This window comes from Pedococcus sp. 5OH_020 (genome assembly GCF_027812955.1).
Lineage (GTDB): Bacteria > Actinomycetota > Actinomycetes > Actinomycetales > Dermatophilaceae > Pedococcus.
Window position 1 is genome coordinate 1 of record NZ_JAPYZV010000009.1, and the last position, 18,196, is coordinate 18,196.

The 18,196-nt window shown below is 65.5% G+C and carries 17 protein-coding genes and 1 pseudogene; 2 read left to right on the top strand and 16 right to left on the bottom strand.

Translation table 11 applies throughout. From position 1 onward, the window contains the following. Window positions 1–522: 522 nt before the first annotated feature. From PHA84_RS16310 to PHA84_RS16335, 6 genes are all read right to left on the bottom strand, one after another. Window positions 523–1,128 carry a CGNR zinc finger domain-containing protein gene (locus tag PHA84_RS16310; RefSeq protein WP_270889196.1) on the bottom strand — a complete coding sequence of 202 codons (606 nt, stop codon included), beginning with the start codon at window positions 1,126–1,128 and terminating at the stop codon, window positions 523–525. After that, complete coding sequence (locus tag PHA84_RS16315) at window positions 1,128–1,913, bottom strand: enoyl-CoA hydratase/isomerase family protein (RefSeq protein ID WP_270889197.1); 786 nt, start codon at window positions 1,911–1,913, stop codon at window positions 1,128–1,130. The genes PHA84_RS16310 and PHA84_RS16315 overlap by 1 nt, the downstream gene beginning before the upstream one ends. A 44-nt stretch (window positions 1,914–1,957) precedes the next feature. Continuing rightward, on the bottom strand, window positions 1,958–2,863 hold the full coding sequence (locus PHA84_RS16320; protein ID WP_270889198.1) for an alpha/beta hydrolase: 906 nt from the start codon (window positions 2,861–2,863) through the stop codon (window positions 1,958–1,960). A gap of 25 nt (window positions 2,864–2,888) precedes the next feature. Next, window positions 2,889–4,067, bottom strand: a complete 1,179-nt coding sequence (locus PHA84_RS16325) for an alpha/beta fold hydrolase (protein WP_270889199.1) — start codon at window positions 4,065–4,067, stop codon at window positions 2,889–2,891. Window positions 4,068–5,105: 1,038 nt separating this feature from the next. Continuing rightward, window positions 5,106–5,816, bottom strand: coding sequence for a flavin reductase family protein (locus PHA84_RS16330; RefSeq protein WP_270889200.1), 711 nt, complete (start codon window positions 5,814–5,816; stop codon window positions 5,106–5,108). Between the two features lie 597 nt (window positions 5,817–6,413). Further along, window positions 6,414–6,914, bottom strand: coding sequence for a winged helix-turn-helix transcriptional regulator (locus tag PHA84_RS16335; protein WP_270889201.1), 501 nt, complete (start codon window positions 6,912–6,914; stop codon window positions 6,414–6,416). A 302-nt stretch (window positions 6,915–7,216) separates the two neighbouring features. Between PHA84_RS16335 and istA the strand changes: the two genes are divergently transcribed. Both istA and istB read left to right on the top strand, forming a co-directional pair. Then, window positions 7,217–8,479: an IS21 family transposase gene (gene istA / locus PHA84_RS16340; RefSeq protein WP_270889202.1), complete on the top strand. Its 1,263-nt coding sequence runs from the start codon at window positions 7,217–7,219 to the stop codon at window positions 8,477–8,479. Further along, window positions 8,479–9,285 (top strand): annotated as a pseudogene (istB, locus tag PHA84_RS16345) (IS21-like element helper ATPase IstB). The gene istA and the pseudogene istB overlap by 1 nt, the downstream one beginning before the upstream one ends. Window positions 9,286–9,618: 333 nt before the next feature. On the opposite strand, the gene PHA84_RS16350 reads toward istB, so the two are convergent. The 10 genes from PHA84_RS16350 to PHA84_RS16395 form a co-directional block, all read right to left on the bottom strand. Continuing rightward, complete coding sequence (locus tag PHA84_RS16350; RefSeq protein WP_270889203.1) at window positions 9,619–10,407, bottom strand: IclR family transcriptional regulator; 789 nt, start codon at window positions 10,405–10,407, stop codon at window positions 9,619–9,621. Beyond that, entirely contained in the window at window positions 10,404–11,396 is a 993-nt protein-coding gene (locus PHA84_RS16355; protein ID WP_270889204.1) for a Gfo/Idh/MocA family protein, read from the bottom strand. The genes PHA84_RS16350 and PHA84_RS16355 overlap by 4 nt, the downstream gene beginning before the upstream one ends. A gap of 33 nt (window positions 11,397–11,429) precedes the next feature. Beyond that, entirely contained in the window at window positions 11,430–12,311 is an 882-nt protein-coding gene (locus tag PHA84_RS16360) for an SDR family NAD(P)-dependent oxidoreductase (RefSeq protein WP_270889205.1), read from the bottom strand. Then, window positions 12,257–13,102, bottom strand: a complete 846-nt coding sequence (locus PHA84_RS16365; protein WP_270889206.1) for a carbohydrate ABC transporter permease — start codon at window positions 13,100–13,102, stop codon at window positions 12,257–12,259. The genes PHA84_RS16360 and PHA84_RS16365 overlap by 55 nt, the downstream gene beginning before the upstream one ends. Then, window positions 13,099–13,848, bottom strand: coding sequence for a carbohydrate ABC transporter permease (locus PHA84_RS16370; protein ID WP_270889207.1), 750 nt, complete (start codon window positions 13,846–13,848; stop codon window positions 13,099–13,101). Before PHA84_RS16370 ends, PHA84_RS16365 begins: the two co-directional genes overlap by 4 nt. 163 nt (window positions 13,849–14,011) lie before the next feature. Then, on the bottom strand, window positions 14,012–15,334 hold the full coding sequence (locus tag PHA84_RS16375) for an extracellular solute-binding protein (RefSeq protein WP_270889208.1): 1,323 nt from the start codon (window positions 15,332–15,334) through the stop codon (window positions 14,012–14,014). Window positions 15,335–15,449: 115 nt separating this feature from the next. Further along, a complete protein-coding gene (locus PHA84_RS16380; protein ID WP_270889209.1) occupies window positions 15,450–15,980 on the bottom strand; it encodes an AAA family ATPase in 531 nt (176 codons plus the stop codon). After that, a complete protein-coding gene (locus PHA84_RS16385) occupies window positions 15,977–16,624 on the bottom strand; it encodes a hypothetical protein (RefSeq protein ID WP_270889210.1) in 648 nt (215 codons plus the stop codon). Before PHA84_RS16385 ends, PHA84_RS16380 begins: the two co-directional genes overlap by 4 nt. A gap of 288 nt (window positions 16,625–16,912) precedes the next feature. After that, on the bottom strand, window positions 16,913–17,374 hold the full coding sequence (locus tag PHA84_RS16390) for a VOC family protein (protein WP_270889211.1): 462 nt from the start codon (window positions 17,372–17,374) through the stop codon (window positions 16,913–16,915). A 49-nt stretch (window positions 17,375–17,423) separates the two neighbouring features. Next, window positions 17,424–18,140, bottom strand: a complete 717-nt coding sequence (locus PHA84_RS16395) for a sulfite exporter TauE/SafE family protein (RefSeq protein ID WP_333742360.1) — start codon at window positions 18,138–18,140, stop codon at window positions 17,424–17,426. Window positions 18,141–18,196: the final 56 nt, after the last annotated feature.

An 18,196-nucleotide genomic window follows, 5' to 3' on the forward strand; every position in this document is an offset into this window, starting at 1 on the left:
GGACTCCTTCGGATGAGTACTTGGCCGTACACACCGAAGATCCCGCCGATGGCCCCAACACCTCCGAAGCCGCGCCGATCACTCCCAAAGTCCACCACTGGGCGGGACGCTCACATGGGCCATGCGTCGATCGCCACCACGAACAACGTCGTCGACGGGTGGGGACCAGTCAAGCGAACCTTCTGCGGCGAGATAAGCCGGTGTCCTTGGCGCGCGCGAGCTGCCACTCGTTTGTCAGTCCGTGAGGATCGGCAGCACGTTGCGAGACGGACTGCTGCGATCATGGAAGATCCGTGCCGCGGATGAGAAGGGCGGCTCGGAGTACGTGAAAACCGTCGACGCCTTCCTCGCCCTTGGTCGACATTTGGCAGCGCAAGGCAATGGCCCGGCCCATCGCCGTCAAGAAAGGTGCGTTACCGGCTGGGGAAGATCCAGGCGTCCTGAGGGTTGATCTCCGGGACGTCGACACACGTTTTCTGTTTCGGGCTCGGTCCAGGCGGCGTTACCTCGCCAATGACCCGCTCACTGACCCTGGCTGTTCTGAGCCCGTTTCCGTGCGCGATGCGCTTGCAGGTTGGCGAGGTTGCCGCAGACCCCGACGTCGTGCCACGCGCGGCTGTTATTGCGGGAGCGGTCGAAGAAGGCGGCCGAGCAGCGGTGGTTGCGGCAGGTCTTGAGCCGTCGCCAGGTGTTGACGCGCTGGGCGTCGTAGATCTCAATGAGCAGGAGGGAGGCAACGTACCGCCAGCCCTTTCCCGACGGCAGCGCTCGCACCCGGCCAGCGTCGCCCACCTGTAGGAGGCTGGTCGCTGAAAGGGAGATTCGATGTTCTTCCTCCGCGTTATCGGCGCCGGCGCCGGCACGGATGAGTCCGACCAGGTCAGTCCGAAGTGCCCGCAGATGCACGAGGTCGGCCTCGCCCAGTACGACGGCGGTCCCGGCGACCTCTCGCGCGCGGGCCCATTCTTCGACTGCAGCGTCGAGCCAGGCCTGTGCCGCCGGCAGATCGGCCAGGAGGTCCGTCCCTCGCGGAATCCCCGCCGGGAGCGTGTTCACGAAGTCCTGCACCAGCGCGAGGCTGGCAGGTGCGGCGTCGAGTTGGTAACGGGTGGTGGCCGGCCAGCTCATCAGCGCCCCTCGAACTCGAAGTCGGGTCGGGCCCGGCCCGACGCGAGCGCCTCCACGGCGCCACGCAGTGCCATCTGAGCATCGTGCGTCTCGAACAGCGGCATCGAGACGTCGAACATGGCCTGATCGGCGGCCACAACGCCCCCCGCGGACCAGGCACGCAGTAGCGCCTTGTGCGCGGCGTGGGCGCGGGTGGGCCCGTGCGCCAACTTCGAGGCCAGCTCGAGGGCCTCCTCATACAGAACGTCGTCCGCGACCACCCGATTGACCACACCCGCCTCGGCCATCGTGCGAGCAGGTACCCGCTCGGAGGTCAGCGCCCACTCCAGGGCGCGTGCGCGGCCAGCGCGTTCGGCGACCCGGTAGATCCCGCCCATGATTGTACTGATCGCGATCGTCTGCTCGGGGTGCCCGAAGTGCGCCGACTCGCCCGCAAGGATCACATCGGCGCGAAGCGCGAGTTCGAACCCACCCCCGAGGCACAGCCCCTGGACGGCCGCGACCACCGGCACGGGAAGCCGCTCGAAGCGGTTGAAGACGTCTAGATAGCGGGTGAATGTGGCGCGCAGTTCGTTCGTCGGCGTACCCGGCCACGTTCGGATGTCGCCACCGAAGCTGAAGTCGGCACCCTCGGCCCTGAGCACGACCGCCCGGGCGGTGCTCTCGATGGCGTCCATCGATTCCGCCAGCTCGGCGACCATCTGGTCGTCGATCCGGTTCTGCGGTGCGTGGTTCAGCACGAGAACGGCGACCTGGTCCTCCATGTGATGGGTCACATGCGACATTGCTGCTCCTCTTTGTGACAGGTGGGGCTGTGAGAGGTGGGGGCTCACGGGGAACTGTTCAGGAGGTGGGTGCGGAACCATGCGACAGCTTCACCGCTGGCCCGGGTGAACTGGGACAGGTACGGCTCGAAGTGTCCACCGGGGACCAGGCACAGGCGCTTGGGCTGGAGTGCTCGCTCGTATGCGTCCAGTGCGAGATCGGTCGGGGTAACCGTGTCATAAGTGGCCACCACCATGAGCAATGGCGTCGGGGAGATCCGGGCGATCCAGTTGCCCGGTTCGTACATCCGCGCCGCGCGGGTCGAGCGCACGGTGACCGAGTTCTCCCAGATGCCGTCCGGGATCGGCTGGAGGTAGAACTCCACGGCGTCCGAGGCCCGGTACGAGGCCGGAACCGTCGGGTCCTTGCTGACGACGGCCTGCGTGGTCGGCGTCTCGCCCCGGGCCTGGGCGCGCTCGTCCGCAGCCAGCATCTCCTCCAAGGCCGCCATGCTGTCAGGCTGCACTCGGCGCTGCATCTGCTCGTAGCCGTTGATGATCGGCACCTGCGAGACCACGCACTTCACTCGAGGGTCGGTGGCTGAGAGAACGATCGCGTGGCCGCCGGCGAAGCTGGTGCCCCACACCCCGATCCGGTCGGGGTCAACGGCGGGGTGCGCCTCGAGGAAGGAGATGGCTCGTCGCCAGTCCTTGATCTGCTGCCATGGGTCAACGTCCTGACGAGGGCTGCCATCACTGGCGCCGAAGGACCTGTGGTCATGGAGCAGGACCGCGAACCCTGCCTCGGCAAATGCTAGGGCGAACGGCTCGATGCCGTGCTCCTTGGTGCCGGCATAGCCGTGCGCCATCGTGATCCCTGGGTGCGGTCCGGGACCGTCTGGCTCGAAGAGCCAGCCTCGCAGGGTGACCTCACCCTCAGCCGGGAACTCGACGTCAGTTCGTCGAACCATGGTCGTCAGCTCCTTCGAGGCCGGATCAGATGTCGTTAGGGTAGAAGTGGGCGGCGTCGATAACGCCGGCTAACCGGCGACGGAGCTCGGCGGAGAAGCGGAGGCCGGCCGAGAGGGGCCGGTGGTGGATGGCGGCTCGCGTGACCTGGCCCGCTTCGTTCCTGGTGAGCACCGTGATACCGCTGAGCCGGACTTCGCCGAAGGCGACAGCCTCCCACTCGAGGTAGGTGCGGTCTCCCTTCGTGGCCTCGTGGGTGAACTCCAGGGCGTCGTAGATGTTGCTCGCCACGCCCATGACCTGTTTGACGTTTCCGCGGCCCTCGACGGGAATCATCAGTACGGCAGCCTCGAGAACGACGTCCTCAGCGAATGCCTCCGCAAAGGAATCGGCGGACTTCTCGGCAAAGGCGCGCGTCCACCCGGCGCCTCCTCCCGCGGAGGAGCGACATTCCTCGATGAACGTGTCGAGCACCGCGGCAACCTGAGCCGGCTGCTCGACGTGGGCCCAATGTCCGGCGTCCTCGATCACCTCTGTACGCACCGATGTGAACCGTGGCACGACGGCGGCGGCCGTAAGCTCGTCCGTGACGAACGGGTCGCCGCTCCCCCGCAGCACCAGCACCGGGCCGCCGTACCTGCTCTTCTTCTGCCCGTCGTTGTGCCCGTTGTTCCATGTGTCCGCCAACTCTCGGACAACCTCGGGCCGAAGTTGAGTGCCTGCCTCCACAAGCCGGTCCAGGTCATCATCGGCCAACGCGACCGACAGCTGTCGACGTGCCGCGCGCTGTGCCTCCGAGCCGCGTTCGCCGAGCGACCGAAAGGGCTCGACGGCCTCGTCCGGCAGGTTCGTCCCTGCGAGCGGCACCGGAGTCATGAGCACCAGGCCGCGGGCGGTCTGGTGACGGTCGGCAGCGACCAGTTCGGCGATCGCTGCGCCCATGCTCTGTCCCACGATCACGAACGGCTTGTCCAGCCGGTCCACCACGGCGCCCACCTCGGCCGCGAGCCGGTCGTAGGTGAACGGGCCCGGGACATCGGCCTTCTCGCCACAGCCATAGAGGTCGACCTGGATCGTCTCGACGTCGGTGACCAGACGGTTCACCACGTCGTCCCACGCGTGTCGATCGTCGAGGAATCCATGTACCAACACGACCGCGAGGTCGTCGCTTCCAGGTTGGAGGAGTTCGTCGGTGGAACTGGTCATGAGCGTGGTCCTGTTCTCTTCGAGGGACGAGGACCCGCGTCCTCGCTACTAGATGAAAGAACCATAGGACTGTTACCTCTTTCCCACAAGAGGCAGTCGACGGCAGATTCCGGCGAATTTCCATGCAGCCCTCTGCGCGTCCGGTGCCGTCGGCCCCGACCGCTGCGAAGAGGGCCAAGGCGTCCCCAAAGGCGCTCACGGCTTGGCATGGACGGACGGAGAGGCGGCATCGCAGGAGTACCACTCCTCGGGCGTCGCGCTCTTCGGCCGGCCGCGTGAAGTCCGTCAAATACCGCGGCGATGCCTCCAGGACCACCGGGTCGTCCGAGATGCGGGCAGCTTGTGGCCGGCCAGACTTTGGCCGGGTCCAACGCCTCGAGCCGCCCGAGGTGTTGAGGCGGTTCTGCGGCTATTTGTCCAAGGTGAGGTCGCGATTCCTGCCTGGACCGCTATGTCGACAGTCGTGGGGGAGTTCTACCGAACCCGACGGCGTCCACATCGGTCCACTCCCAGTGGAGAAATGTAGGCGTTCCTGTACTTGCAATGCTGCTCGAATCGCCTGCCGCTCGCGGGAACCGCGGTGCGGAACGGTCTAGTCCTCGCTGGCGGGGGCGCCGCCCTGTCCCTGCTCGTCCCTGCTCGTCGCCGAAGGCGGCTGCGCCAGGGGATCGCAAATCTACGTCGGCCTGGCCGCCCCGGTGGTCGCCGAACGGTGCGTGGATGTGGGGGCCGACGGGGGGAAATTACGGCGAGGCATACCTCTGAGGCAGCACTCCGATCCTTGGCTAGTTCAACGATGACGACGCGACCGCAGCCGCGGCCCCAAACGGCTGGTTCCGCACCGGCGACGTCGGCGCGACCGCACTCTCACGGTTCTTCGAGCGGCGGGATCCCAGGAAGGCGGCCGGCCCGGCACAAGGCCCCAAGCCGGTGCTCTTGGGGCGCCGCCAGCGTCGACCGGAAAGATCCGAGGGGCCGGCCCTGCGTGACAGGGCATCGAGCGTCAGCGGTCCCCTGGAGCGCTGGCCCGACCTTGCACTACCCCACCACGCTGCCGGCCGGCGTCCAGGTTGGCCCGTCGATGGCGGAGTAGGACTCGCCCAGCGCGTCGAGTCTCTTCATTCGCCGTCCCGTGAGCTCGACCATCAGCTTCTCGTCGAGTGGGGGTACGAAGGCGTTGTCGACCAGGGTGTACTCCGCCGCTAGACGGCCTACCGGGTGGATGCCACCGAAGTCGACGCGTCCGTTCACGTACAGGTCGTCGCGGATGTTGAAGCCGACCACATCGCCTACCACGAGGTGGCTCAGGCCGTCCGGGGACGGCACGAGCATGGAGACCTTGCACTCCAGGGCGATCGGGGCTCCCTTGATCCGTGGCGGCTTGACCATGGCCGAGGCCTCGCGCTCCACGCCGATCGCCTCGAACTCGTCCACGTCGGGCTCGAACTCGATGGCGCTGCGATGGACCGCCGTCACCTGCGGAAGGGTCGCGAGGTTCGTCACGAACTCTCCCGTATCGCGGATGTTGACGAATGTGTCCTTGAGCGTGACCCGGTCCGACCGGGGCTGGATCGAGAGTGAGATCCGTGGAGGCTTGCGCCCCACGCACGTGAAGAAGGAGATCGGGGCTATGTTGCCGACCCCTTCCGTCGAAACCGTGCTCACCCAGGCGATGGGCCGCGGGATGATGCTTCCGATGAGCAGCTTGTAGGCCGACGTCTCGTCGAGGTCCTCTGAGTCGATGATCATTTCGGGGGTCCTTAGTGTTGGAGGGCCAGAGAGTCTCGTTATTAGACCCTCCTTGTCAACCGCTGAGTCCGACTTTGTGAATACCGTGCAGGACCCTTGCGCACCGGCGGAGGATTGGCCTGGGGAGACCGGAACGTGTGCTAGTGATGGGGAGCGGTGCCGATGGGAACGTGCGCAGGTCGCATGTCGACGCCTGTTGGCCAGGTGTGAATGCTGGATCGAGCAGGATCCGGGGGGCCGGAGGCGCTGGGACGGGACCTGCGCCCGGAAGGCGGCATAGGACAACAAGGGACTTTCGACCCCTATCCTTGGAGCTCGCGCACATGCATGCCGGGCTCGCCGAACCGGACTACACGCGATCTCGTCGCGCAATGCCAAGGATGAGACGTCCGCGACACCGCTCGAACGGCTTGTTCGTCGCCGGCTGGCCAAGGGCCGAGGACCAGACCCACCCGGTCAGCGCCATCATCAAGAACCCTCCGGGCGCCCTCGCGCGGAGCCCCCGCCTCTGCGACTGGGGCCGAGCCACCAACTTGGCGGGCCCATGCCATGAGCAACCGCAATCCTGCGGACATGTTGACGTCAGGCGCTGCGCCGTCAATCAATCGCGAAGCGGCGTTGGACTTCGGGTCGACTCTTGAGCCGTTCCGGGTAGCCGGGACCAATGCGCATCGAGCTGTCCTCGGCCCGCATCGGCTCCATGCAGGCCGCACAGACCACCTCGGCGTGAGTGTCCTGAGCGCAAGTGGCGTGATGCAAGATGACTGGGGCCCCATCGTCGCCGGCCAACCACCGGTCACCCCATCGGGACATTGCCGCTAACACCCCGAAGAAGTCCCTACCCTTGTCGGTTAGCAGGTACTCGTAGCGCCGCGGCTGACCGTCGTACATCTCCTTTTCCAGGAGGCCCTCGTCGACCAATCGACGCAGCCGGTCAGTCAGCGTATTCCGAGGAATCCCAAGCTCGTGCTGGAACTCATCGAACCTGCGGATGCCGTAGAAGGCCTCCCGCATCACCAGCGGCGTCCACCCGTCCCCCAGCAGGTCCACCGTCTGCGCGATGGAGCATGGCCAGTCCGCAAATGATGCCCTCCTCATGACCCCAGCATACGGGTCTCAAGATGAAACCTCGCAGTTGAGGGCTAGGCGATCGTTTCCGAATTCCGTCGCGTGCTCGCGCGTGAGCCGCCAGATGAGCCAGGCATCCACCATGCCGACGGCCAGCCTTGGCGCGATCCCGGCCCAAGGCCGCCCTCGCACAGGCGCCAGCAGGGAGCAGCGCGAGGCCGGCACAACACGCCGCGGACCTAGGTCTCCGTAGGTACGCGGTCGTAAGTGTCGACGGCGCTCGAAAACTGAACAGTTTCGGCGGTGACAAGTGAACACTCGACGATTGGAGAGTGATCACTTTGGAGGACTGGGCGCTGATCAGGAGGCTGGCTGCTGAGGGGGTTCCGAAGTCGCGGATCGCGGCGCGTTTGGGGATCTCGCGGACCACGGTGATCAAGGCGGTGAGCTCTGATGAGCCGCCGCGGTATGACCGGGCGCCCCAGCCGACGTCGTTCACGGTGTTCGAGGCGAGGGTGCGGGCGTTGTTGGAGGAGACCCCGGACATGCCGGCCACGGTGTTGGCCGAGCGGGTCGGCTGGGCGGGATCGATTCGGTGGTTCAGCGAGAACGTCAGGCGGCTGCGGCCGCAGCAGCGGCCTGTCGATCCGGCGGACCGGTTGGTGTGGGAGCCCGGTGATGCGGCGCAGTGTGACTTGTGGTTCGCGCCGCGGAAGATCCCGCTCGAGGACGGGAGCAGCACGCTGTTGCCGGTGCTGGTCATGTCGGCTGCGCACTCACGGTTCACGTTGGCCCGGATGATCCCGACCCGCAAGACCGAGGACCTGCTGCTGGGGTCGTGGGAGCTGCTCAAACAGCTCGGCCGGGTCCCGCGCCGGTTGATCTGGGACAACGAGGGTGGCATCGGCCGCGGTCAGCGTCGTGCGGAGGGGGTTGCCGCGTTCATGGGGACCCTGGCGACCCGGCTGGTGCTGCTGCCACCGAACGACCCGGAGTCCAAGGGTCTGCTGGAGCGGCGCAACGGCTGGTTCGAGACCTCGTTCATGCCTGGCCGGTCCTTTGCGTCCCCGGCCGATTTCAACACCCAGCTGGGCGGCTGGCTGGCCACGGCGAACACCCGGATGGTCCGCACGATCGGGGTCGCCCCGACCCAGCGGTTGGAAGCCGACCTGGCAGCGATGCTGCCGTTGCCGCCGATCCCGCTGCACCTGGGCTGGCGCAACCGGATCCGGCTGGGCCGCGACTACTACGTCCGTCTCGACACCAACGACTACTCCGTCAACCCTGCGGTCATCGGCCGGCTGGTCGATGTGAGCGCGGACCTCGACCGGGTCAGAGTGCGCGCCGACGGCCGGATCGTGGCCGAACACCCACGGGTGTGGGCGCGTGGGACCACGCTCACCGACCCCACCCATGTCGAGACCGCTGCGGTGTTGCGGCGCCGGTTCCAACAAGACCGCCGTCTGGTCGTCGGCGACCCGGCCCGGGACCTGGTCCGGGACCTGGCCGACTACGACCGCGCCTTCGGACTCACCGACACCGACACCGGTCAAGGCGTCGACACCCAGGACGGCGACACGCAGGTAGGCAGCTGATGACCACGACCAAGACCACCGTCACACCGCAGTCCATCAAGCAGCTGCACTACCTGGCCGCGTCGCTGAAGGCGCCGCGGATCACCGAGGCCGCGACCCGGCTCGCCGACCAGGCCAGGGATGCCAACTGGTCGTTCGAGGACTACCTCGCCGCGGTCCTCGAACGTGAAGTCAGCGCCCGCAACGCCTCCGGCGCCCGGCTGCGGATCCGAGCCGCCGGGTTCCCCGCGCCCAAGACGTTAGAGGACTTCGACTTCGACGCCCAACCCGCGCTACGGCAGCAGATCTCGTCGCTGGCCTCCGGGGCGTTCCTGACCGAGGCCCGCAACATCGTCCTGCTCGGCCCACCCGGAACGGGCAAGACGCATCTGGCGACCGCGCTCGGTGTGGTCGCAGCCAGCCAAGGCCAACGGGTCCTGTTCGCGACCGCGACCGACTGGGTCACCCGCCTCACCGACGCCCACCGCGCCGGCCGGCTCCCCAACGAGCTCGCCCGGCTCCGCCGCTACGGGCTGATCATCGTCGACGAGGTCGGCTACCTCCCCTTCGAACAAGACGCCGCAAACCTGTTCTTCCAACTGGTGTCCTCACGCTACGAACACGCCTCACTCGTGCTCACCTCCAACCTGCCCTTCAGCGGCTGAGGCGCAGTGTTCGGTGACCAAGCCGTCGCCGCCGCGATGATCGACCGGATCGTCCACCACGCCGACGTCCTGACCCTCAAGGGCGCCAGCTACAGGCTCCGAGGCAGAGGCATCGACAGCCTCCCCAGCATCCGCACCACCACCCCCGGAACCGAGAACTAGACTGCTCAAACCGTTCACTTTTCAGGCGCCGAAACCGACCAGGATTGGAGCGCCGCCGACAGTAAGTCCCTCTGGACATCGGTGACAGTTGCGTCCTTCAGAGTGGATGCTCCTATTGCTGTCAAGCAGCAGAAGGAGCATCCACATCGCGGGACTTGACCTCCCGCACAGACTTCACCGCAGCTTCCGCACGACCGCTCGATGGCCCACCGTGGCCGGACAGGCACATCCGACGCCAAGGAGCTGCTCGGACAACTCGTCCCTTGTCGGCACGCCACATTTTGAGCTAAGAGCGATGTGAATGGACTCAGAGGTCGCGACGCCGCCTGTCGGTCAACTGCGGAAGCCGATACGTTGAGAGATCTCGGCGGCAGCTTCTCTGATGGCAGCCCGCAAGTTGTGCCAGTTGGCTGTATCTGCCCGCGCGACTGGCATCGAGAAGCTAACTGCGGCTACAACCCGTCCAGAAGCGTCTCGGATCGGCGCGGCCGCGCAACACAGCCCAGCCGTTATCTCTTCCCAGTCCTCAGCCGCACCGGCGTCCCTCACCTCCGCAACTGCGGCGATGAGTGCCTCGCGGAACCCTATGGTCCGGTCGGTGAAGCGCTGGAGTTCGGAGGCCGGGTACAACGCCACCAGTTCTTCCTCGCTGCATTCCGAAAGGAGGCACTTGCCCAGGGCAGTCGCATGCGCTGGAAGGCGCTGCCCGACCGTTGAGACCAGACGAACAGGCTGAGTACTGTCCCGCCGCGCGACGTAGATGATGTCCGTTCCGCTTCGCACGGCCATCTGCATGGTCTCATCAATGCGATCGACGAAGGACGGGCTCACGGCGTTGAATGCATCAACTGTGTCCATCTGCGCCAGGTAGGTCTTGGAGAGCTCGAGCACCTTCGGCGACAAGAAGTACTGCCCGGATCGCTGCTCACGGTCAACGAAGCCAGACGACTGCATCGTGGCAAGGATGGGATACAGGCTGCCCTTCGGAGCCTGGACAGCACGTGCGACGGCTGCGAGGGTCAGGCCCTCCTTACTCGCAGCCAGCAACCTCAGCACATCGAGGGTTCGTTGTGCCGTCTGGCTGTGCTGGTGGCTCTTTACGCCGTCGGGGGACGCACTCACGCCGTCACTGTAGATGATCTTGAGGGCACTCCTGCCTCAGGAGGTCTACTCAGGGTCCGATAGGCATTCCTGAGGTCCGCCACATCCGGAAGCTCACTGCCTCCTACCGGGTTAGCCACCACTGCCCGCACGTAGTCAAGAAACAAGGTTTGCCATTGCAGCGGTGGGCAGGGATCCGAGGTGCTCCCGTCCACGTGCATCAGTGTGGCGCTCTTGTCGGTGACCACCAGCGTCCCATGACTCCCAGTCACGACGACGGAGGGTCCTACGGAGAGCTGAGCATGCGGCGTGGTGTAACCCACGTCGATTGTCGCGGTGCGACCCTCCCCCGATCCGAGCACGACGAGCGCACGGTCATCTGCCTCGCCTGGCCCGGGGCGGCGAGCCTCGACGTACTTCGTGGCGAGGCCGGTGGTTCCCACCGCAAGGGAGAAGAGGTCGACAAAGTGGGGACCCAGGTTGCCGAGGCAGCCTGCGCCGAGGACGGACTCCTTGACAGCCCAGTCGAAGCCCCCGGCGACGTATCGGCTCGAGGGACCGGTCAGATACTGGGCGTGCAGATCGCCCACCGGCCCTAGATTCTTGATCGCAGCCGGGATCCCGCTGAAGCGGAATACCAGGGGGGTGAAGGCATTCACCCCTGAGCGATCAACCTCCGCGACGAGCTCTTCCAGCTCATGGAGGGATGGCGCCGCCGGCTTCTCAACCGAGATCGGAATGCCTCGCCCCAAGCACTCCCTGGAATAGTCCAGCATCTCCCAGGGATCGCCAAAAACGAACGCGAGATCAATGCCTTGGTCGAGCAGCGACGCCCTCGAACCGTATGCCGTTGTCCCGATCGCTCCCGCAAGACGCTCAGCCCTCGCGGGGACTCGGTCCCACACACCGACGACGTCCGCTTCAGAGAAACCCGGCAAGTACAGCGGCAGGTGCCAATGCGAGACGCCGAGGACGGCGATCTTTGTACCGGCTGAGCCATGCAAGGTCATGCGAGCTGGCGCGGTTTGGTTGTCAGCACCAGGTCACGACCCAGTGTGCGCGGCACCAGTGAGATCGATGCTCGTTCCAGTCACGAACGCCGCGTCGTCGGAACACAGGTAGAGGGCCGCCGCGGCAACCTCGCGGGGGTAAGCGAAGCGCCCGAGCGGGATGGCGGCGGCACGCGCTGCGCGGGTCGCTCCTGGCTCTGATCCCTGCTCCTGCTTGATGTTCTCGAGGCGTTGCCAGAACTCCGTGTCCACCGCCGCCGGACACAGAGCATTGACCCGAATCTGATGTGGAGCAAGCCGTAGCGCCGAGGACCACGTCAGGCTCAGGACCGCCGCCTTGCTGGCCGCGTAGGGAGCAAAATCCATCCGCCCTTCCTTCGCTGCAATGGAGGCGACGTTGACGATGGACCCACCCCGTGCGCCGTCGATCATGTGAGCGGCCGCCTCCTTGAGGCAGAGGAAGGCGCCCAACGCGTTGATCGCGAAGATCCGGTTCCACTCACTGGCGGGGACCTCCATCAGGGACGCCGTTTCTCCCAGGACCCCTGCCGCATTGATGAGAATGTCGATGCGGCCCGCCTCGCTCACGACCTGACCCACCGCACGGGCCACGTCTTCTTCGCGGCTCACGTCAACCGTCAACGACAGGGCGGAGGAACCGCAGGCTTCGGCCGTAGCTGCCGCCCGGTCACCGTCCCGATCCAGGGCAGCAACGATCGCACCCTGCCCCGCCAACGCAGTGGCAATGCCCGCACCGATGCCCGCCGCGGCACCCGTCACCAGGGCGACCCGGCCGCTCAAACTACCTGCCGACACGCCTGTCGCCAATGCTGTGTCCGTGTCAGTCATCTGATCCTCTCTCATCCCTTCATTGCTCCGGTAGCGATACCGCGCACGAACCAGCGCTGCATCCATAGGAAGAAGATCACGATGGGAAGCATCGACAGCGTGACATAGGCCGTCACGGTGCCCCAGGAGATTCCGATCGCGTTGAACAGTTCGTTCACCAAGCGCACCTGGACGGACTGCATCTCCGGACTGCGGGTCAACGTCGCAACAACGATGTAGTCGTTCCAGACGAACATGACGCCGAGGACGAAGATGGCCGCCAGACCAGGTGTGATGAGACGCAGGGTGATCCGGCGAAAGGCCCCGAAGCGATTGCAACCATCGATCAGCGCAGCCTGTTCGAGCTCGTCGGGGATGGCCTCGATGTACGTTCTACAGAACCAAAGTGCTTGCGGCAGGAACTGTGCGGCATACACGATGATGACCACCAGGTACGTGTCGACCAGGCCGGTGCGGTCTGCCATGAACAGCAGCGGCAGAAGCAACGCAACGCCGGGAATCATGTTGGCGACTGCCAGGCCCACCACAAGGCTTGTCTTGCCTTTGAAGGGGAGGCGAGCGACTGCGTAAGCGGCCGGGAGGGCGATCCCGATGCTCACGAGGGTGGCGCCCACCGCGAAGATCGCCGAGTTGGCGAAGCTCTGCAGGAACGCCGAGTTCCCTAGTGCAGCCTTGTACGCCTCGAGCGTCACGGTCTTGGGGATGAACTGCGGCGGGAACGTGACCGTCTGATCAGACGGCTTGAAGGACGTCAACACCAGCCACAGTACTGGCGCCAACGCGACCACCACGAGAACCGACAGCGCGATGGTCGGCGCCGGTCGTGCCTTGGTGGGATCAGATAGCGGGCCGATCACGTCTTGTCCCTCCCATAGCGCAGCATCGCGACACCGAAGATCACGTTGGCCAGCATGACCACGATCGCCACAGCAGCACCCCGGCCAACGGTCTGGCCACCGATGATGGATTCGGTGAACAGGTTCAGACTGAGTGTTTCTGTCTTGTTCAACGGACCGCCCCCGGTGAGGACCAACGGCAACGTGACGATCGCGAAGAGCAACAGGGCGAGGAACGTCGAGGCCGCGGCGATCGTCGACCTCATCATTGGCAAGGTGAGGTGGACGAAGGCATGCCGCGCCTTGGCGCCATCCACAGCGGCCGCCTCATAGAGCTCGACCGGCAGCGACTGCAGCGCCGCATCAAAGAGGACCATTCCATACGGCGTCGCCCACCAGGCTGTCACGGCGATGAGGAGCGGGAGCGCAAGCTTGGGACTTCCCAATAGCAGCGACTCGGGAAGGCCGAGCTTCTGTGCCAGGTACGACACAGGACCGTACTGGGCGTTGAGCATCCAAACCCAGGCGATCGCCACGGTCGCTTGGGACAACGCCCACGGCAACAGCAGCGCCGCCCTGAAGAACGGTCGATAACGGCCTGTGCCCTGCAGCAGTATGGCCATGGCAAAGCTGGCAACCACGGCCACCACCAGGGTGCCGAAGACGTAAATCAGCGTGACTTTAAGCTGCTCCCAGAAGGCCGAACTCTTAAAGAGATCCGCGTACTGACCAAGGCCCGCGAAGTCGCCCACCTCGAAATAGTCCATGCGGTGCAGGCTGACCCAGACCACGATTAGGACTGGGATCAGGAACACCACAGCCATGAGGAGGGCAGCTGGCGCGACCAGTGGCGCCGCGCGAGTCGTTCCTAGCCGCTTTCTGGCACGTGGTGGTGTGTTTTGCGCCCCGCCTCCTTGGCGGGCGCGCGGCTTAGCCTCGGATCTTGTCGGCATAGTTCTTCATGATCTCGTCGGCTGCGGCTCCCGGGGAGCCGTTCTGCAGGATCATCCCCGAGATCGCCTTGCTCACGATCTCACCGAAGGCGGCGTAGTTGACTGAATAGGCGACTACCTGGCCCCGCTGCTGGATGAGGTCCTTCCAGCCGGTCAGGTTCTTCGCTTCCGGTTGCTGGAAGTAGGGGTTGGTGTAAGCGGACTTCCGAGATACCACTTCGCCACCGTGGGCCAGGTTGGCCTGTGTCTCCGCGCTGGTCATGAACTTCAGGAACGCCCAGGCGGCGTCCTTCTTCTTGGAGTTGTTGTTGATCGCGATGGTCTGCCCTTGGACTGCCTGCTTGCCTGCCGCGTCGAACGCCGGCGCGGGCGCCCATGCGAGGTCAGTAGCACCCGAGCCCTTGAGTGAGTTGAAGCGGTAGACACCGAACGTCGCACTGCTCGCGCTGCCGGTCTGCAGCGCCTGGTGGGTCTCCGTGTAGCCCCAGTTGAGGGCAGCCTTCGTCGACGCCTTGCTGGCATACAGGTCCTGGACCACGGTGGCGAGGTCCTGGACTGCGGCCTTGTCGAACTGCGGCTCCTTGCCGTCGGGCGCGAAGAGCTTGCCCCCAGACTTTTCCGCAAGCATGGGCGCGCCGAGGAACTCAAGGAACGCTTGGCCGGGGAAGAAGCCACCACCAGCCCCCAGGCCGATCGGGAAGGACATCTTCCCCTTGGCGGACAGGGCAGCAGCGTTGCGCTTGACGTCCTCGAAGGTTGCGGGCGGCGTGCTGATGCCAGCCGCCTTGTAGGCGTCCGCCCGGTACAGCAGCACCGGAATGCGGTAGTCCATCTGCAGAGAGAACGTCTCGCCGTCAATCTGGTTGAGGGACAGGGGCAGCAGCCAGTCGTTCTTGTCCAGGCCGTCGCGCTCGATGTACTTGTCGAGCGATGCGAAGCCGTTCTGCTTCACGAACTGGGGGACGACGAAGTTGGTTGCCCGCCACACGTCCGGCTGGTCAGCGCGCGCAGCGATGGCCTTCCCGACGTTCCCGCCAGAGGGGTCTACGTTCACCCGAACCTTGATCTTCGGGTTCGCCTTCTCGAAGGCGGCGATGGCCTTGGTCTGTGCGACAGCCCGAGGGTCCTTGGTGTTCGCCGGGTCGAGGAAGGTGTTGTACGTGATCTGGCCGCTGGCACCGCCGCCGCTACCGCTGCTGCCGCTACCGCTGCCGCCACCGGCACACGCGGTGAGCAACGCACCCCCACCCAGGGCAGCCGTGGCCCCGAGAAAGCCGCGACGAGAAAGTCCATCAGACATTACTGCTCCGTTCGGTTATACGAACACGTAGTCCCATATGCGAATATAGCCTAGAACGCGGTGCTGTGTCGGACAAGGGTTATTCCTGGTTTTGACTCGCGGGCGGGTCCCGCTCCTACTGGTTCCACACTTCCGTCAGATGGACCCCTGCCCACAGGCATGGGCGCCCGCCGTGCTGGGTCCAGTACTCGTCCCAGTTGGCGAGCTTCCAGCGATCTCTCTCCAAGGCGCGATTCCTGAGGCGGTCCTGCAGCACCTCGGGAGCGACCCGCACGCGGATCACCTCAACGTGCAGGCCAGCGGGCCACGTGAAGCGTTCCGCTGCGTCTGCGATGAAGCGGGGGTCGCCCAGGTAAGGCGTGAAGGGCGCGTCCACGACCACTGAGTGACCAAGGCGAAGATTGGCTCCGGCGACGTCCAGAAGGGAGTCGTACTCGAGCGGGAGGATGTGCTCGCGGTAGTAGGCGTTCGACTCACGATCACCCGGCTCATGCCCAGCTGTCGAAAGAGCCGCCTCAACAAACCTGGCGCCGAGGGTGTCCTTGTCCAGGTACGCGGCTCCATGCTCCTTAGCCAGCCGCTGCGCGACTGTGGACTTGCCAGAGCCGGCCGTCCCGATGACGACGCGCAGAAGTGGTTCGCTCACTGCCGCGCGCCCCGAACGGCGGCGAGGAACTCGCGCGCCGCGCTGGAGACTCTGCCGAAGTCACCATCAGGCTGCCACGCCTTGGTGACAGCGCTTCCCACTCCGACCGCTGCAACCCCCGCGGCGAACCAGTCCTTGACGTTGTCGGTGGTGACGCCTCCCGCCGGCATGACAGGGAGGTGTGACAGCGGCGCCAGCACAGCCTTTGCGTACGGAATGCTGACTCCCTCGGTCGGGAACAGCTTGAGGATGTCCGCACCAGCCTCGGCCGATTCCAGCAGCTCAGTCGGGGTGAAGGCCCCGCTGACCGTGACCGCCTGATAGCGGTTGGCAACACGAATCATCTCCCGGTTGAGCTGGGGGCTCACGAGGAACGACGCGCCGGCACTGATGCACTCGTACGCGGCGTGCCCGTCGAGCACAGTCCCCGCCCCGATTGCCACCCCGTCCGAGCCGTACCTCGCGGCTAGCCGGTTGATAACACCCACGGCGCCCGGAATGGAAAGCGTGATCTCGAGAGCTCTGAAACCGCCCTCGACAGCCGCGTGTGCCACCCGCTCGGCGGTGTCGGAGTCCGCAAGTCGCACGATCAGGACTGCGCCCGCGTCGTGGATGGTGCTCAGTGTTTGCAGCTTGGTGAGCATCGTCGCCCCTTCTGGCCATCAACCTCGTCACGCCACTGTGACATCCGCAACTATGAAATGCAACCGATCTCAGCAACCGATCTCAGAAAGTGGTCTCCGGGCCGTCAGCGAGGCCACGGCGAGGGCCCGCTGTGCCAAGAGCCCTTCCGCTCAACACCGGGACGTCGTGTTACGCCGTCACCGACGACCGGTTGGCAGCGGCAGCAACAGGTGGTCGACCGATCGACGGTCGTCACCGGACGTGTCAGTAACTCGCTCGTGCGAGAACGGGCGAGAGGCGAAGTGTGCTCAGGCCCTGACCGAGTTCCAGTTCGGCGGCTGAATGAGCTCCACCCGGTTCCCGTCCGGGTCGAGCAGGTAGACGAGCAGACCGCCCGCGTTCGGGCCGCTGGAAGGAGCGACGGGCCTCGAAAGAGAGCCGTAGCCGAGGGACATCATCCTGTCGAAGACCTCTGCCACGTCGATCCCCGTGAACGCCAAATGTGCAGTGCCGGGACTTGCCTGCGACGGATCTACCGCGGGCGGCGGGTCGTCTACTTGGACTAGTTCCAGCTGAAACGCGTCATCCTCCGTCGCGAGCATCAAGGCACTCACTCCGACACCGGGTCGAGCAAACATCTCACCGATGTAGGGCCCCGACCTCCACTCCTGCACTCGCTTCAGGCCGAGCCCGTCGACGTAAAAGCTTGCGCTACGTTCAAGGCTCCGCACGTGCAGCGCGCTGTGGTGGTGCCGAATCTTGGTGGCCATGTCGCTACCTCTCAGTTCTCGAAGCTGTTCTTGTGCGTGAAGCGGTGACCTAGGCGGCGAAGAGGAGCGTGGTCGCACTGGCGGCCGCCAGCAGCAGGGTGAGGTTGCGAGCCAGCCTCGGACCCACGTACCGGACGACGCGTGCTCCGACAAGCAAGCCCGTGGCCAAGCCCACCAGGGCGGGGAGATACACCGACGAGTGCCACTGCGGCAGGCCGAGCGCTATCAGAGCAACTCCATTCAGGGGAAGGAAGACGGTCTGGAGCGTGGCTCGTACTCGAGAGGCACTCCAACCAGCGTTCATCGCGTAGAGCGCCACCGGTGGGCCCCCCACCGCAGCAAGCAGAGTCATGCCGCTGGAGGCAGCGCCGGCGACCACCGCACCACCCGTGCCCGTCATACGCTGCGAACGAAACCCGACCGCTACGAGCGCGACACTCAGCAGGACGGTCACGCCCGCGGCGCGGGCCAGGCTGGTCTGGTTCAAATCCGCAATGGCAATGGCCCACAGGGGGGCGGTGAGAACCCCCGGGACGAGGATGAGGGCCGCCTCCTTCAGATGCACCGATCGACGATCATGGAACAGAACCAGAGCTCCGCTGGGCGAGGACATGAGAATCGTCAGGGCGGCAGCTTGACGGGGGTCCATCACCAACGCCAGGAGAGGAGCGCAAACGAGCCCGAATCCCATCCCGGATAGCGAGTTGGCAAGGGCGCCAGCAATCATGGCGAAGACGATCAGATAGGCAGCGGGCTCTAGCCACATACCGTCAGCCGCCCGATGTGGTGTCGATCAGGGTGTGCACCTAAGCAGAGACTGGT